General features: G+C 66.6%; 14 protein-coding genes. 8 read left to right on the top strand and 6 right to left on the bottom strand.

Annotated features, from left to right (window positions below; translation table 11 throughout):
- Window positions 1–4 precede the first annotated feature (4 nt).
- The gene (locus tag ABIS05_RS18060) at window positions 5–958 is read left to right on the top strand and encodes a nitronate monooxygenase family protein (protein ID WP_348012003.1); all 954 of its coding nucleotides are present in this window, start codon (window positions 5–7) and stop codon (window positions 956–958) included.
- 213 nt (window positions 959–1171) lie between these two features.
- On the opposite strand, the gene ABIS05_RS18055 is transcribed toward ABIS05_RS18060, so the two are convergent.
- The 5 genes from ABIS05_RS18055 to ABIS05_RS18035 form a co-directional block, all read right to left on the bottom strand.
- Window positions 1172–1540, bottom strand: a complete 369-nt coding sequence (locus ABIS05_RS18055) for a hypothetical protein (protein WP_348012002.1) — start codon at window positions 1538–1540, stop codon at window positions 1172–1174.
- Window positions 1541–1551: 11 nt separating this feature from the next.
- Window positions 1552–2199, bottom strand: a complete 648-nt coding sequence (locus ABIS05_RS18050) for a trimeric intracellular cation channel family protein (RefSeq protein WP_348012001.1) — start codon at window positions 2197–2199, stop codon at window positions 1552–1554.
- Between the two features lie 8 nt (window positions 2200–2207).
- Window positions 2208–4151 carry an ATP-dependent helicase gene (locus ABIS05_RS18045; RefSeq protein ID WP_348012000.1) on the bottom strand — a complete coding sequence of 648 codons (1944 nt, stop codon included), beginning with the start codon at window positions 4149–4151 and terminating at the stop codon, window positions 2208–2210.
- Between the two features lie 79 nt (window positions 4152–4230).
- Complete coding sequence (locus ABIS05_RS18040; protein WP_348011999.1) at window positions 4231–5808, bottom strand: ABC transporter substrate-binding protein; 1578 nt, start codon at window positions 5806–5808, stop codon at window positions 4231–4233.
- Window positions 5809–6150: 342 nt separating this feature from the next.
- Entirely contained in the window at window positions 6151–6993 is an 843-nt protein-coding gene (locus ABIS05_RS18035) for a 2OG-Fe(II) oxygenase family protein (RefSeq protein ID WP_348011998.1), read from the bottom strand.
- 296 nt (window positions 6994–7289) lie between these two features.
- Between ABIS05_RS18035 and ABIS05_RS18030 the strand changes: the two genes are divergently transcribed.
- From ABIS05_RS18030 to ABIS05_RS18005, 6 genes are all read left to right on the top strand, one after another.
- Window positions 7290–10145, top strand: a complete 2856-nt coding sequence (locus ABIS05_RS18030; protein ID WP_348011997.1) for a 2-oxoglutarate dehydrogenase E1 component — start codon at window positions 7290–7292, stop codon at window positions 10143–10145.
- Window positions 10146–10234: 89 nt separating this feature from the next.
- Complete coding sequence (odhB, locus tag ABIS05_RS18025) at window positions 10235–11488, top strand: 2-oxoglutarate dehydrogenase complex dihydrolipoyllysine-residue succinyltransferase (RefSeq protein WP_348011996.1); 1254 nt, start codon at window positions 10235–10237, stop codon at window positions 11486–11488.
- A gap of 7 nt (window positions 11489–11495) precedes the next feature.
- Complete coding sequence (locus tag ABIS05_RS18020; protein WP_348011995.1) at window positions 11496–12023, top strand: hypothetical protein; 528 nt, start codon at window positions 11496–11498, stop codon at window positions 12021–12023.
- Window positions 12024–13442: a dihydrolipoyl dehydrogenase gene (gene lpdA / locus ABIS05_RS18015; protein WP_348011994.1), complete on the top strand. Its 1419-nt coding sequence runs from the start codon at window positions 12024–12026 to the stop codon at window positions 13440–13442.
- A gap of 65 nt (window positions 13443–13507) precedes the next feature.
- A complete protein-coding gene (gene zapE / locus ABIS05_RS18010; protein WP_348011993.1) occupies window positions 13508–14608 on the top strand; it encodes a cell division protein ZapE in 1101 nt (366 codons plus the stop codon).
- Complete coding sequence (locus ABIS05_RS18005) at window positions 14608–15195, top strand: hypothetical protein (protein ID WP_348011992.1); 588 nt, start codon at window positions 14608–14610, stop codon at window positions 15193–15195. The genes zapE and ABIS05_RS18005 overlap by 1 nt, the downstream gene beginning before the upstream one ends.
- Here the strand turns inward: ABIS05_RS18005 and ABIS05_RS18000 are convergent, their stop codons facing one another.
- A complete protein-coding gene (locus ABIS05_RS18000; RefSeq protein WP_348011991.1) occupies window positions 15196–15966 on the bottom strand; it encodes a PP2C family serine/threonine-protein phosphatase in 771 nt (256 codons plus the stop codon).
- 62 nt (window positions 15967–16028) lie between these two features.
- Between ABIS05_RS18000 and ABIS05_RS17995 the strand changes: the two genes are divergently transcribed.
- Window positions 16029–16232: a YdcH family protein gene (locus ABIS05_RS17995; protein ID WP_348011990.1), complete on the top strand. Its 204-nt coding sequence runs from the start codon at window positions 16029–16031 to the stop codon at window positions 16230–16232.
- Window positions 16233–16633 lie beyond the last annotated feature (401 nt).

The raw sequence follows: 16633 nt of genomic DNA, 5'->3' as shown, positions 1-16633 counted from the left end.
GAACTTGGCCCTGCCTCCCATCCTGAAGAACCTGCCGCTGCCCATCATCGGCTCGCCGCTCTTCATCATCAGCAACCCCAAGCTTGTCATCGAACAGTGCAAAGCCGGCATCGTCGGCTCCATGCCGGCACTCAACGCGCGGCCTGCCGAACTGCTCGACGAGTGGCTGGCGGAGATCACCGAGACGCTGGCGGCCTACAACAAGGCCAACCCCGACAAGCCGGCCGCACCGTTCGCCATCAACCAGATCGTGCACAAGAGCAACGAGCGGCTGGAGCACGATATGCAGGTCTGCGCCAAGTACAAGGTGCCGATCATCATCACCAGCCTGGGCGCGCGTGAAGACGTCAACAACGCCGTGCACGCCTGGGGCGGCATCGTGCTGCACGACATCATCAACAACAAGTTCGCCCGCAAGGCCATCGAGAAGGGCGCTGACGGCCTCATCGCCGTCGCGGCAGGGGCCGGTGGGCACGCGGGTGTGAAAAGCCCGTTTGCGCTGATCCAGGAGATCCGCGAGTGGTTCGACGGCCCGGTGGCGCTGTCGGGCGCCATCGCCAGCGGCGACGCCGTGCTGGCCGCGCAGGCCATGGGCGCCGACTTCGGCTACATCGGCTCGGCCTTCATCGCGACCGACGAGGCCCGCGCCAGCGACGCCTACAAGCAGATGATCGTCGCCAGCAACAGCGACGACATCGTCTACAGCAACCTCTTCACCGGCGTGCACGGCAACTACCTGCGCGGCTCCATCGTCGCGGCCGGCATGGACCCGGACAAGCTGCCCGAGAGCGACCCGAGCGCGATGAACTTCGGCGGCAGTGCGGCCAAGGCCTGGAAGGAAATCTGGGGCAGCGGCCAGGGCATCGGCGCGGTGCGCGAGGTGCTTCCGACGGCGCAGCTCGTGGCGCGGCTCAAGCGCGAATACCTGGCGGCGCGGGAGCGCCTCGCGCTGGGCTGAGAGCTTGCTCGGACCAACGAACGGCGGCCCTCGGGCGGCCGTTCCTTTTTGGGCGCACCTACGACGACGTGGGCGGCTTCAGCGCGTCGCGGTACACGGCGTCGCCGACGACGGTGACGTTCACGATCGGCTGTAGTTCCGGCGCGCCTCACAGCGTCGATGGTCTGGAGGCGCCAGCGCCAGCCCTTGTGCGCAGGTGCCACCTCCTTGATCTCAGCGCTGCGACTCGGCGTCGTCGGCAATGCGCTGTAGAAGAGGTCCAAGCGTGCCGTCTGGAAAAACGCGCCGAAATCCTTCGGGGCTTGGCTCGTACATCGGCGGGGCCGGCTTGGCCATGAATTCAGGAACGTAGCCGATAGAGCATGCGGTGCAATAGAGACCTTGGATAAATGGCCCTTGGTCGAAAAATTCCGGTTTCAGGTCGTCGAGCGAAAAGCCCTCGCAGGCGCAACCGTGACGCCAGACCGAGGGTGACGCTCCGGGGTGATCGCTGGCGGCGTTGATCAGCAGGAGCTTTTCGCTAACGTGAGTGGTCAGCTTGCAGCGTGGACATGCTTCCATCGTGAGAGTGGCAGTGTTCATCGTGATTGAGTTCATCGCATGTGGATGCGCCAAGCCGGCAGCGTCCAGCCCGTCCACAGCGCCAGGCCACGCAGCAGCACCGCCGTTGCGGCCGCCGCGCTGATGGCGGCCCATTGCGGCGCGTCCAGCTGCACGGCCGCCACCAGCACCCAGGCGCCGACGAAGCTGCACAGCGCGTAGGGCCGGTGGTCATGGAAGGCCGCAGGGATCTCGTTGCAGACGATGTCCCGCAGCACGCCGCCGAAGGTGGCCGTGATAACGCCCATCAGCACGGCGACGATGGGCGGCTGGCCCAGGTCCAGCGCGATCAGCGTGCCGTTGGCCGTGAACAGGCCCAGGCCCAGCGCATCGGGCCACTGGATGGCCTTCTCGGTCAGCGCCAGATGACGCCCGCGCATGAAGAGCATCGCGGCGAAGGACAGGGCCATCAGCGCCCACAGCCAGTCGGCATGCTCGACCCAGAAGAAGGGCCGCCGGTCCAGCAGGACGTCGCGCAGCGTGCCGCCGCCGAAAGCGGACAGCCCCGCAATGATGCACAGCCCGACGACATCTAGCTGCTTGCGCGCGCCGGCCAGCAGGCCGGACAGCGCGAAGGCCAGCGTGGCGGTGATCTCCACGGCCGCCTGCAGCGTGGAGAAATTGATGACGGGAGGCTTCATGGCGGCTCTCAGATCAGGCCCGCGTCTTTCAGGAAGCGGGACGGCCGGTCGGGATCGAAGGTCAGCGTCAGGCGGCGGCGGGCGCGCGTCATCGCGACGTAGAGCAGGTTGCGGTTCTCCGTGGAGCCCTCGCCGAACTCGCCTTGGGAGAGGTGGGGGATGAGCACATGGTCGAACTCGAGGCCTTTGGCGGCCTCGATGCTGGACAGCACCACGGCTTCGCTGGCGCGCAGGCTGCGGCGCGTCTTGTCCATGGCCGAGAACATGCGAAAGGCGCCGTCCACGCCCGCGTCCTCGGCCTCGGCGAGGCGGTGCAGCTGCATGACGTTGTCGGCCACCTGGGCGGCCTCGTCCTTGCGCACGAACACGCGGGCGGCGAGTTGCAGTGGATCCAGCGCCTTCAGGAAAGACGCCTCGAAGGCGTCGAAGTCGTTGCTGCGCAGGATGGCCAGGGCCGCGTCCAGCTGGCGCCTCGCCGCCGGGTCGGCACTGCGCAGCACGTGGGCTTCGATGAAGGTGTGCGTGGAGTCCAGTTGGGTCGACGCCTCGGCGACGGCGGCGCGCTGGGCCGCGTTGCTGTCCAGGTGTCGCAGCTCCAGACTGTCGACCTTGGCGCCGGAGAACATCAGCAAGGCGTCGAGCAGCCGCACGCGCTGCGCCGTCTCCTCGAAGCCCGTGAAGTCGTGGCGCGCGTAGGCATACAGGCCGCGCACCAGCAGCGTTTCGGGGCGCTCCAGGTAGGGCGCGAAGCCCACCGAGCCGTAGGGCACGCCCATGCGCAGCAGCTCGTGCTCGATCAGCACCGACTGCGCGGCGTGGCGCAACAGCACGCGCAGGCTGGTGAGCGTCTTCTGCTGGTGGTGGGCCTGGGCCTGGCGGGCGACGAACTCGGCGGCCAGGCGTGAGGTTTCGCAGCGCTCCAGGTGGATGTCGGTGTGCAGCGCTTCGTCGGCTGCGTAGGGCTTGCGGGCGAGCTTCCCCATGTGCCGGGCAAGCTGGGGGCTGAAGCGTCGGCTCTGCGTGAGCGGCAGCACTTGCGGCATCCCGATCTCGGCCTTGAAGTGCGCATCCATGAAGCTCGCCTCGGCGCCGGTCTGCGCGTGGATGACCTGGTCGCGGTCGCCCACGCCCACGAAGGCCGCGCGGGGGTTGGCGGCCAGCACCGCCTTGAGTACGGTGAAGGCGGCGCGGTTCACGTCGTGCATCTCGTCGACGCAGACCAGCGAGAGGCGCAGATCGAGTGTGTCGTCGCTGGCCGCGATCTCGCCGCTCGTCAGCAGGCGGGCGAGGTCGTAGCTGCCGTCGCCATCGAACCGGTACTCGGGGTGGTCGGGGTGGCCGCCCTTGCGGATGAACTCGTAGCACTGCCACACCCGCATCGTGAAGTAGCCGAAGCCCAGCTCGTCGGCCAGCGCGGGCGTCACGCGGTCCTCAGGCGCAAGGTGCTCGACCACCATGCGGCCCTTGAGCACGTCGAAGGACTTGAGCAGGCCCTCGACGAGGTCGCCTGGCCTGGCGTTGTTCATCAGCTCGTCGGGGTAGGGCTCCTCGGGCGCCAACTGGGCGCGCTCGATGGCGCGCACGACAAACGGCTTCACCTGCTCGTGCGACGCGATTGCGCGCGTCTTCACGCCTTCGAAGGTGGCCAGCACCGCGAGGCTGAAGGCCTCGAAGGTCTGGATGCGCAGCTGCTGCGCGGTGGCTTTGGGCACACCGATGTGAGCCAGGCGCTCCCGCAGGGCCTGGACGGCCGGCGCGGTGGACGTGAGCGCCAGCACGGTCGCGGGCGGTGCGCCGCGCTGCAGGGCCTGGGCGATGCGCAGGGCCAGCGTGGTGGTCTTGGCTGCGCCGGCATTGGCCTCGACGAGCAGCAGGCGGCTTCTCAGCAGCTGGATAGCGAGTTGCTCGTCACTCGGCGTGATGTGGGTGGGCTGGAAGGGCGCGTCGCTCATGGTGCGGATTGGACCGCAGATGACGGCCGGGTCGCCCCGGCCGCTCACCGTCAATGCGCCGTCACTTCACCGAGCTGCCCTATTTGATGGTCGTGTAGCGCGCTTCGAAGTAGTCGTTGGAGCGGTGGATGGTGTCCACGCCCGGCTTCATCGCCCAGGGTCGGATCTGGTGATGGATGGGAATAAAGAGGGCCTCGTCGCGGATGCGCAGCAGTGCCTCCTTGATCAGCGCATTGCGCTTGGGCACGTCGGGTTCGAACTTGATCTTCTGGATCAGGCCGTCCAGCGTCGCGTCGCTGACCTTGCCGAAGTTGAAGTTGCCGTCCGCGCCGTTGGTGCGCGTGTGGCCCCAGGCCTGCATGGCATACAGCGCGTCATAGGTCGACACGCCCCAGCCCAGCATGTAGAACGGCGACTCGCCGCGCTGGAAGGTCTGGCTGTGCGTGGAAAACGGCTGGGCGATCAGGCGCACCTTGACGCCCACCTTGGCCCACATCGACGCCGCCGCTTGGCAGACCTGCTCGTCGTTGACGTAGCGGTTGTTGGGGCAGTGCAGCGGCACCTCGAAGCCCTGCGGGTAGCCGGCCTCGGTCAGCAGCTTGCGGGCCTTGTCGAGGTCGGGCTTGGGCGGCGTGTCCAGTGCCGCGTCATAGCCATTGACGCCCGGCGGGATCATCAACGCCCCGGGCACCGACAGGCCGCGCATGATGCTGCGCTTGATGGCCTCGCGGTCCAGCGCCAGGTTCATGGCCTCGCGCACGCGTTTGTCCTTGAACGGGTTCTTGCCCTTCACGCTGGACTCGCGCAACTCCTCGCTGCCCTGGTCCATGACGAAGAAGATGGTGCGGATCTCCGCGCCCTCCAGCAGCTTGACCTTGCCTTCCTCCTTGAGCTTGAAGAAGTCCTGCGGCGGCAGATCGGTGACCAGGTCGACATCGCCCGACAGCAGCGCCGCCACACGCGTCGGCGCGGACTTGATCGGCAGGTAGCTCAGCTCCGTCACATTGCCCGGGTTCTTGTCCCACCAGTCCTTGTTGGCCACCATCTTGACGGCCTGGTCGGGCTGCCAGCTCACCAGCTTGTAGGGCCCGGTGCCATTGGCATTGCGCGACGCGAAGTTTTCTTCCTTGGCTTTGTAGTCCTGCGTGTTCGTCGTCTTGTTCTTGGTCGACCAAGCCTTGCTCATGATGGGGAAGCTGATGATGTTCTGCAGCAGCATCGGCGTGGGCGCTTCGAGGATCAGGTCGACGGTGAGGTCGTCGATCTTCTTCACCTCCTTGATGCCCGATACATAGGTCTGCTTGGTGCCCTGCGGCTGCGTGATGCGGCCGAAGCTGAAGACCACGTCGTCCGCCGTGAACGGCGAGCCGTCGTGGAACTTGACGCCCTTGCGCAACTCGAAGCGCACCTGGGTTTGCGTGAGGTAGGTCCACTTGGTGGCCAGCGACGGCTCGGGCCGGTACTCCTTGCTCAGCCGCGTCAGGCCCTCGTAGATGTGGGTGCCGATGGCGTTGGAGGTGTTGTGGTCCTGCGCGTGAGGGTCCAGCGTCAGGATGTCGTTCTGGGCGGCCCAGCGCAGTGGGGCGGCCTGGGCGGTGGTCACCACCCCCAGCGTCAGCGCGGCCAGCAGGGGCAGGAGTCGGAGCAGGGATTTCATGCGGCTTCCTAGGTACGGCAGAAGCCAAAAATACTAGCCGCGACTGAGGGCCTTTCGGTTAGGGCTTGCCCGCTACTTCTAGGGAGCAGTCGCAGCCAGCACCGGCCGCAATCCAGCGCCGCACCAGCCAGCCGCGCACCCCGGTGGGTTGTGCCGTCAGCGCACCGCACGCATATCGGGCGCCGTCCCATTGCAAGGCGACGCACGCACCTTTGAGGCGCCGGCTCAGGATGGCGCCGAGCGGGCACGGGTCAGTGAGGCAGCAGACGCCGCAGCCGTTGCACGCGGCCCCGAGCGCCGGCTTGGGCGGCGCGTCGGGGTGGATATGGATGACTCGGTGGTTCAGGTCTTCACGCCCAGCTCGCGCAGGCGTTCGTTCAGATAGCTTTCCGCCGTGTAGCGGTCGCTCAGCACCACGTCATCGCGCGGGTGCAGGAACAGCGGCAGCGACACGCGGCTCTTCTTCGCGCCTTCGCCGGTCGGGTTGACGACGCGGTGCTGGGTCGACGGGTAGTAGCCCTCGGAGGCCTCCTGCAGCATGTCGCCGATGTTGATGGTCAGCGTGCCGAAGTCGCAGGGCACGGCGTGCCAAGCGTCGTCGGTACCCAGCACTTGCAGCCCGGGCTCGTTGGCGGCGGGCAGGATGGTCAGCAGGTTGATGTCGCCATGGGCCGCAGCGCGGATCGAGCCTTCGGGCTCGGCGCCCGTCAGCGGCGGGTAGCGCAGCACGCGCAGCAGCGTCTTGGAACTGCCCTGGATCATGTTCGACAGCGGCTCGCGGTACCTCGCCGCGATCTCCGGCGGCGTGTAGCGCTCGACCCAGCCGAGCAGTTCCTCCGCCAGCGCATTGGCCTCGCGGTAGTAGGCGAGGGCGTCTTCCTTCAGCTGTTCCGGGATGCGGCCCCAGGGGTAGACGTGGAAGTACTCCTTGATGTCCTTCTGCTTGGAGCCCTTCGCGGTTTCCGAGATGGCGGTGGAGAAATACCCATCCTGCGTTTCCTTCGAGAAGGCGAAACCATGTTTGGACTCGCTGTTGAAGAAGGCCAGCCAGTCGGCATAGATCTTCTCGACTAGCGCCTGCCGGATCGGGTGGTTGGTCAGCACGCCGAAGCCGGTTTCGTGCAGGGAGCGGGTGAACTTTTCGGCCGCGTCGGGTGAGCGGTAGTCGACGACCTGAACTTGCATGGGATCTCCTGAATGCCCCTCGCGAACAGCCATTCAATGTCGGGGCCGACGCGCGGCGAAGTTTACGAGCCAGTCAACTTTCCGGCATCACGCCGTGTGAACTTTGTCGCGCCCCCAACAACGGCTCGGGCAAACCCGCAGTGCTAGAGTCCGTCCCCTGAAAGTTTTATTCCTTCCCGTCCCTTTTGCTGGCAGCAGCGAAGGTGGGTCGCAATCCGCCAACCGGTCGAGCCGTGTCGCGGAAGGTTCTTCAACCAGCCAACTCCCTGGAAGCCGGGGCATGAGGTGAGCGAAAGATGATGCAGCAATACCAATCGAACTCTTATTTGTTCGGTGGAAACGCGCCGTATGTCGAAGAGATGTACGAGGCCTACCTCGACAACCCCGGTTCCGTCCCCGACAACTGGCGCGCCTATTTCGACGCGTTGCAGCATGTCCCCGCGACGGACGGCAGCGAATCACCCGACGTGGCCCACGCCCCGGTGATCGAATCCTTCGCCCAGCGCGCCAAGGCCAATGCCTTCGCGAACAAGGCTTCCAGCGCCGATCTGGCCGTGGCCCGCAAGCAGGTGCACGTGCAGTCGCTGATCGCGGCCTACCGCTTCATCGGCAACCGCTGGGCCGAGTTGGACCCCCTCAAGCGCGCCGAGCGCCCCAAGATCCCCGAGCTCGACCCGGCGTTCTACGACCTGACCGAGTCCGACATGGACATCTCGTTCAGCGCCGTGAACAGCTACTTCGGTGGCGAGACGATGACGCTGCGCCAGATCGTGCAGGCCCTGCGCGAGACCTACTGCAGCAGCATCGGCTCCGAGTTCATGCACGGCTCCGACCCGGCCGAGAAGCGCTGGTGGCAGGAACGCCTGGAGAAGGCGCGCGGCAAGCCCAACTTCACGGCCGACGAGAAGAAGCACATCCTCGACCGCCTGACCGCGGCCGAAGGCCTGGAGCGCTACCTCCACACCAAGTACGTTGGCCAGAAGCGCTTCTCGCTCGAAGGCGGCGAGAGCTTCATCGCGGCGATGGACGAACTGATCCAGCGTGGCGGCGGGTCCGGCGTGCAGGAAATCGTCATCGGCATGGCTCACCGCGGCCGTCTGAACGTGCTGGTCAACACGCTGGGCAAGATGCCCGCCGACTTGTTTGCCGAGTTTGAGCACAAGGCCGCCGAAGACCTGCCTGCGGGCGACGTGAAGTACCACCAGGGTTTCAGCTCCGATGTGCCCACCAAGGGCGGCCCGGTGCACCTGTCGCTGGCCTTCAACCCGTCCCACCTTGAAATCGTCAACCCGGTCGTGGAAGGCAGCGTGCGCGCCCGCCAGGACCGCCGTGGCGACACGGTCGGCGCCCAGGTGCTGCCCGTGCTGGTGCACGGTGACGCGGCCTTCGGTGGCCAGGGCGTCGTGCAGGAAACGCTGGCGATGGCCCAGACGCGTGGCTATCGCACCGGCGGCACGGTGCATGTCGTCATCAACAACCAGATCGGCTTCACCACCAGTGACCCGCGCGACCTGCGCTCGACCTGGTACTGCACCGACGTCGTCAAGATGATCGAGGCGCCGGTGCTGCACGTGAACGGCGACGACCCCGAGGCCGTCGTGTGGGCCACGCAGCTGTGCATGGACTACCGCGTCGAGTTCAAGAAAGACGTCGTTCTCGACATCGTCTGCTTCCGCAAGCTCGGCCACAACGAGCAGGACACGCCGGCGCTGACTCAGCCGATGATGTACAAAAAGATCGCTGCTCACCCCGGCACGCGCAAGGTCTACGGCGACAAGCTGGTGGCGCAGAACGTGCTGCCGGCCGAAGGCCCGGACGACATGGTCAAGGCCTACCGTGCCGCCATGGACGAAGGCCGCCACACGGTCGACCCCGTGCTGACCAACTTCAAGAGCAAGTTCGCGACCGACTGGTCGCCCTTCCTCGGCAAGAAGTGGACCGACAGCTGCGACACCGCCATCCCCGTGGCCGAGTGGAAGCGCCTGGCCGAGAAGCTGACGACCATCCCCAAGGACTTCGCCGCCCACAACCTGGTGCAGAAGCTCTACGGCGACCGCGCCGCGATGGGTCGTGGCGAGGTCAACATCGACTGGGGCATGGGCGAGAGCATGGCCTACGCGTCGCTGGTGGCCAGCGGCTACCCGGTGCGCCTGTCGGGCGAGGACAGCGGCCGTGGCACCTTCACCCACCGCCACGCCGTGCTGCACGACCAGAACCGCAGCAACTGGGATGACGGCATCTACATCCCGCTGCAGAACGTCGCCGACGGCCAGGCCCCGTTCAACGTCATCGACTCCATCCTGTCGGAGGAGGCGGTGCTGGGCTTCGAGTACGGCTACGCCGCCGCCGAGCCCAACACGCTGACCATCTGGGAAGCGCAGTTCGGCGACTTCGTCAACGGCGCCCAGGTCGTCATCGACCAGTTCATCGCATCCGGTGAAGTGAAGTGGGGCCGCTCCAATGGCCTGACGATGCTGCTGCCGCACGGCTACGAAGGCCAAGGCCCCGAGCACAGCTCGGCGCGCCTGGAGCGCTTCATGCAACTGGCCGCAGACAACAACATGCAGATCGTGCAGCCCACCAACGCCGCGCAGATCTTCCATGTGCTGCGCCGCCAGATGCTGCGCATGTTCCGCAAGCCTTTGGTCATCATGACGCCCAAGAGCCTGCTGCGTGCCAAGGACGCCACCTCGCCGCTGGTCGACTTCACCAAGGGTGATTTCAAGACCGTCATCGGTGAGCAGGACGCGACCGTGAACGCCGAGAAGGTCAAGCGCGTCATCGTCTGCTCGGGCAAGGTCTATTACGACCTCGTCAAGGCACGTGCCGAGAAAAAGGCCAGCGACGTGGTCGTCCTGCGCGTCGAGCAGCTCTATCCCTTCCCGCACAAGGCCTTCGCGGCCGAGCTGAAGAAGTACCCGAACGTGACCGACCTCGTCTGGTGCCAGGACGAGCCGCAGAACCAGGGCGCCTGGTTCTTCGTGCAGCACTATGTGCACGAGAACATGAGCGACGGCCAGAAGCTCGGCTATGCCGGCCGCCCGGCCAGCGCCAGCCCCGCCTGCGGCTACGCCCACCTGCACCAGGAGCAGCAGAAGGCGCTGCTGGATCAGGCCTTCGCCAAGCTCAAGGGCTTCATCCTCACCAAATAAGAACGCAAGCCGCAGCGCCACCCTAGGCGCTGCGTTTGCTCGTGCCTGCGCGCACATCACACCCAATAAAAGACACGGAGCCTCACACCATGGCCATCGTTGACGTCAAGACCCCCCAGTTTTCCGAATCGGTTTCCGAAGGCACGCTGCTCACCTGGAAGAAGAAGCCCGGCGAAGCCGTCACCATTGACGAAACCCTCGTCGAGATCGAGACCGACAAGGTCGTGCTCGAAGTGCCCTCGCCCGCCTCGGGCGTGCTGGCTCAAGTGCTCAAGGGCGACGGTGACACCGTCATCAGCGAGGAATTGCTCGCCCGCATCGACACCGACGCCGCCGCGCAAGTCAGCCCGATGCAAGTGGCCGCCGTGCCCGCGCCCGCTGCTGCGCCCGCTGCCGCCACCGCGGCTCCAGCTACGGGCGGCAGCAAGGGCGATGTGGCCATGCCGGCCGCCGCCAAGATCCTGGCCGAGAAGGGCCTGCAAGCCACCGACGTCGCCGGCTCCGGCAAGGACGGCCGCGTCACCAAGGGCGATGCCCTCGGCGCTTCCGTCAAGCCCGCCGTGCCGGCGCTCGTCGCCGTGGCAGCGCCTGCCGCCAAGCTGCTGCCCGCCGTCGCCGCGCCCGCTCAGCAGAACCTGGGTGACCGCCCTGAGCAGCGCGTGCCCATGACCCGCCTGCGTGCCCGCATCGCCGAGCGCCTGGTGCAGTCGCAGTCGACCAACGCCATCCTGACCACTTTCAATGAAGTCAACATGGCCCCGGTCATGGAGATGCGCAAGAAGTTCCAGGAGAAGTTCGAGAAGGAACATGGCGTCAAGCTCGGCTTCATGAGCTTCTTCGTCAAGGCGGCCGTTGCGGCGCTGAAGAAGTACCCGATCATCAACGCTTCGGTCGACGGCAACGACATCGTCTACCACGGCTACTTCGACATCGGCATCGCGGTCGGCTCGCCGCGCGGCCTCGTCGTGCCGGTGCTGCGCAATGTCGACCAGATGAGCTTCGCCGACATCGAGAAGAAGATCGCCGAGTTCGGCCAGAAGGCCAAGGACGGCAAGCTGTCCATCGACGACCTGACCGGCGGCACCTTCTCCATCTCGAACGGCGGCACCTTCGGCTCCATGCTGTCCACGCCCATCATCAACCCGCCGCAGTCGGCCATCTTGGGCGTGCACGCCACCAAGGACCGCGCCGTGGTCGAGAACGGCCAGGTCGTCGTGCGCCCGATCAACTACCTCGCCATGTCCTATGATCACCGCATCATCGACGGCCGCGAAGCCGTGCTGGGGCTGGTGACGATGAAGGAAGCGCTGGAAGACCCGGCGCGCCTGCTGTTCGACATTTGAGTCGCAGATGAGCCGCTGGACCGCCGCTTTGTTTGCATGTCTGTTGGGTGCCGTTGCGGCCTGCCCTGCGGTGCATGCGGCCGATGCGGCTAGCCCGGTGATTGCGCGCTTCGAGTCCGGCGCTGCAGCGGATGGCAAGCGCCTGGTGCTGGCGTGCGCCAAGAGCGCGCCAGGGGCCGCCGTGGCCTGCGGGCTGGGCCAGTTGGCCGCTACCGCGGCGGCGCCTGGCCTCAGCATGCAGTTCCAGCTGCTGCCCCCAGATCGCGCCTACCTGCTCAGTCTCGTCCGAAATGCCGTCGAGGCCCAGGTACGTGATCCACGGGTGGTGGAGGGCATTTCGCTAATTCCGGCGGACGCAATGGCTCTTCAGCAGGTGGCGAAGAACCCGGCCGTCTGCGTAGGGGACGAGAACACTGCGGATGTGATGTTGGCGTGTCCCACAGGCAAGCGTTTCGAGGACGCCGTGGTCATGCTGTTTCGTGGGCTGTGTGACCGCTGCGAGTTCCAGCCCATCGTTGTGAGAAAGGTTAATTGAATGTCTAAGCAATTCGACGTCGTCGTCATCGGCGGCGGCCCCGGCGGCTACATCGCGGCCATCCGCGCGGCCCAGTTGGGCATGAACGTGGCCTGCATCGACGAGTGGAAGAACGACAAGGGCGGCCCCGCCCTCGGCGGCACCTGCACCAACGTCGGCTGCATCCCGTCCAAGGCGCTGCTGCAGTCCAGCGAGCACTACGAGCACCTGAACCACCACTTTGCCGACCACGGCATCACGGCCGACAACGTCAAGATCGACGTCGCCAAGATGCTGGCCCGCAAGGACCTGGTCGTGAAGCAGAACAACGACGGCATCGTCTATTTGTTCAAGAAGAACAAGGTCACGTTCTTCCACGGCCGTGGCTCCTTCGTTGCCGCCAAGGATGGCGGTTATGAGCTCAAGGCCGGCGAGGAAGTCATCCAGGCCAAGCAGGTGGTCATCGCCACAGGCTCCAACGCCCGTGCGCTGCCTGGCGTGCCTTTCGACGAAGTGAACATCCTGTCCAACGACGGCGCCCTGCGCGTCGGTGCGACGCCCAAGAAGCTGGGCCTGATCGGCGCTGGCGTCATCGGTCTGGAAATGGGTTCCGTCTGGCGCCGCCTGGGCGCGGAAGTCACCGTGCTGGAAGGCCTGCCGGCCTTCCTCGGCGCGGTGGACGAGTCCGTCGCCAAGGAAGCCGCCAAGGTCTTCAAGAAGCAGGGCCTGGACATCCAGCTCGGTGTGAAGGTCGGCGAGATCAAGACCGGCAAGAAGGGTGTCAGCGTCGCCTACACGGACGCCAAGGGCGAGGCCAAGACGCTGGAGGTCGACAAGCTCATCGTCTCCATCGGCCGCGTGCCGAACACGATCGGCCTGGCGGCTGATGCGGTGGGCCTGAAGCTCGACGAGCGCGGTGCCATTGAAGTCGATGCGGACTGCAAGACCAACCTGCCCGGCGTCTGGGCCATCGGCGACGTCGTGCGCGGCCCCATGCTGGCGCACAAGGCCGAGGAAGAGGGCGTGGCCGTGGCCGAGCGCATGGCCGGCCAGCACGGGCACGTCAACTTCAACACCGTGCCCTGGGTCATCTACACCAGCCCGGAGATCGCCTGGGTCGGCAGGACCGAACAGCAGCTCAAGGCCGACGGCGTGGCCTACAAGGCGGGGCAGTTCCCCTTCCTGGCCAACGGCCGGGCGCGCGCGCTGGGCGACACGACCGGCTTCGTCAAGTTTCTGGCCGACGCCAAGACCGACGAGATCCTGGGCGTGCACATCATTGGCCCGATGGCCTCGGAGTTGATCTCCGAAGCCGTCGTCGCGATGGAGTTCAAAGCCTCGGCCGAGGACATCGCGCGCATCTGCCACGCGCACCCGTCCTTGTCCGAAGCGACCAAGGAAGCGGCGCTGGCCATCGACAAGCGCACGCTGAACTTCTGATCGAGCAACGCAAGCGACCAGGGGCGGCCATTCAGTCGCCCCTTTTTCTTAGATGACCAGCCTGTATGCCGTCAGTTAGCGAGCTCTACCAGCAGACCCTCGCCGAGCGCGGCTACAAGGCCGATGCGGCGCAGTTGCGTGCCGTCGAGGCCCTGCAGCGCTGCCAGGACGAGTGGGCCAGCTACAAGGCCCGCCGCGCCAACGCCGTCACCAAGCTGCTGGTGCGCCCGCCCATCCCGCGCGGCGTCTACATGTACGGCGGCGTCGGTCGCGGCAAGAGCTTCCTGATGGACTGCTTCTTCCAGGCCGTGCCGCTGACACGCAAGACGCGGCTGCACTTCCACGAGTTCATGCGCGAGGTGCACCGTGAGCTGCAGGAGCTCAAGGGCATCGCCGACCCGCTGGACGAACTCGGCAAGCGCATCGCAAGGCGCTTTCGCCTCATCTGCTTCGACGAGTTCCACGTTGCCGACGTGACCGACGCGATGATCCTGCACCGGCTGCTGGACGCCCTGTTCCGCAACCGCGTGTCCATCATCACGACGTCCAATTTCCACCCGGACGGGCTCTACCCCAACGGCCTGCACCGGGACCGCATCCTGCCGGCCATCGAACTGCTGAAGGCCAACCTGGAGGTCATCAACGTCGACGCCGGCACCGACTACCGGCGCCGCACGCTGGAGGACATGAACCTCTACCTGACACCTCTCAACGACGAGAACGAAGCCGCGCTGACCGCAGCCTTCGAGTCGCTTGCCGAGGCGCAGGACGAAGACAACAAGCTGATGATCGAACACCGAGCGCTCCATGCGCGGCGGCGCGCCGGTGGCGTCGTCTGGTTCGACTTCCAGACCCTCTGCGGCGGCCCGCGCTCGCAGAACGACTACCTCGAACTGGCCAGCCAGTTCCACACCGTCATCCTGTCTGATGTGCCGGAGATGCCGGTGCGCCTGGCCAGCGAGGCGCGCCGCTTCACCTGGCTGGTCGACGTGCTCTACGACCGCCGCGTCAAGCTCATCATCTCGGCCGCCGTGCCGGCCGATCAGCTCTACACCGAGGGGCCGCTGGCCCACGAGTTCCCGCGCACCGTGTCCCGCTTGCAGGAAATGCGATCGGCGGAGTACCTTGCGCTGGCCCGCCGTGAAGTTGATACGTCACTGACCTGATGACCCCTCTGCTGATCCTGCTTGCTGCTGCTGCCTCGGCCCCCGTGAGCCCGCTGTCGGCTACCCGTGCCGAGGTCGCTGCCCAGCGCGTGGCCGTGGAGCAGCGCTTCGCGCGCGAGCAGGCCGAGTGTGAGCAGCGTTTTGCCGTCAGCCCCTGCCTGGAAGACCTTCGCCAGCGCCGCCAGGACGCGCTCGCGCCGTTGGTGCGGCATGAGCACCAACTCGCCGCCGAAGAGCGCCGTGCCCGCGCGGCCGCTCAGGCGCAGCGCGTGAAGGATCGGGAGCTTGCCGCCGCTCAGGACGAGGGCCAGCGCCGCCAGCGCCTTGTGGCGGCGCCGCCTCCGCCGCCACCGGTAACGCCCGCGTCCCATCCGGCCAAGGGCCGCAGCCCCGAAGAGGCCGAGCGCCTGCGCCGCCAGGCCGTCAGCAAGGCCGAAGCCGGCGCCGCCGAGCGCCGCGAACGGGCGCAGGAGCGTGAGAAGCGCATGCAGCAACGCGTCGCCGACAACGAGGCCAAGCAGAAGTCGCGCGGGCAGCCCGCTGCGCCACTGCCTTTGCCCCTGCCGGGCGCGTCTGCGCCGAAGTGATCAGTCCAGGTTCTCGAGCTTGACGATGGCGACCGACAGGTTGTCGCCGCCCCCGCGTGCCCGCTGGCGTGCCTTGCTGACCAGCAACTCCGCCGCCTCGCGCGGCGGCAGGCTGTAGAGCACGCTGCCCAGCTCCTGGGCAGTGAAGTAGTGCCACAGGCCGTCGCTGCAGCACATCAGCGTGTCGCCCACTTCCAGGCCTTCGAAGCGCTCCGACGTCGAGGTCGGGTCCTGCACCGTGCCCAGGCAGGCCGTCAGCAGATTGCTCTGCGGATGCGAGCTGGCCTCGGCCTCGGTCAGCTGGCCCTCGTCGACGAGGCGCTGCACGTAGGAATGGTCCATCGAGCGCTGCACGAGCCGCGCGCCGCGGAACCAGTAGATGCGCGAGTCGCCGGAGTGGATCCAGTGCACGCTGCGGTCACTGCTGACGACGAAGCCGGCGATGGTGCTGTGCGGCTCCTCCTCGGCGGAGATGGCCGTCAGCTTGATCATCAGATGCGCCTCGGACGTGATCTGCCCGAGCAGCTCGGCGGGCGATTCGTCATCGGGCGAATAGCGCTCGAACAGCTGGCGCGCGGTCAGGATGACCTGGTCCGCCGCCTTGCGGCCGCCGCTCTTGCCGCCCATGCCGTCGGCCACGATGCCCATCACGCAGCCCTCGATGCGAGGGTGGGCAACGACGGCCACCTGATCCTGCTGATAGGCGCGGTCGCCGCGATGGGTGCCGGTGGCGGCGTTGAGTCGGAATCCGACGGCGGAGGAGGTTGCCATGCCGAAAACTATACTGGCCCGTTCGCTTTGGCTCGTCGCGACCTTCCCTTGCAAACCCCCGGATGGATGAACAACTTCACTCGTTGACGCGACGCCTGATCGAGTTGCGCATGGAGCATGCCGATCTGAACGCGATGATCGACCGACTCGCCGAACAGGCGCCGCTGGACGAATTGGCGCTGCGGCGGCTGAAGAAACGGCGTCTCGCACTGCGCGACCTGATCGCCCAGCTGGAATTGACCAACGAGCCCGATGACCTCGCCTAGGAGTGTGTTTGCACGCCGGGCATGGCGCCCGCAAGGCAGCCCGGCAGCGCAGTGCAGGCTGGCTGCCTGCACAAGCTGCGCAACGACGAGTGCGTTGGCGGGCTGCCTTGCCCTTCGGGTTGCCCCGCAAAAGCAGCGTCTGCGGCGTTGCACGCCTTGCAGGCCGCGCCAAGCCAGAGGCTTGGCCCTTCGCCAGGCACGGGCAGGCCGCAGGGCCTGCCCGTGTCAGGGCTTTGCCTCGCCGGGCGGCGAGCCCGGCTCCGGTTTGCGCCTTGCATCCACTACTTTTGCGGGGCAACGGGCGCTATGACCAGCGTGCAAACACACTCCCACGACGACTGGCTCGACGCCCTCGATCAGGCCACCCCTCCCGCCCCGCCGGCCGCCGACGACCTCGAACA

The organism is Roseateles sp., assembly GCF_039929605.1.
Classification (GTDB): domain Bacteria; phylum Pseudomonadota; class Gammaproteobacteria; order Burkholderiales; family Burkholderiaceae_C; genus Pelomonas.
The sequence above is the reverse complement of the archived record's forward strand: the minus strand, read 5'-3'. Positions and strand labels throughout refer to the sequence as shown.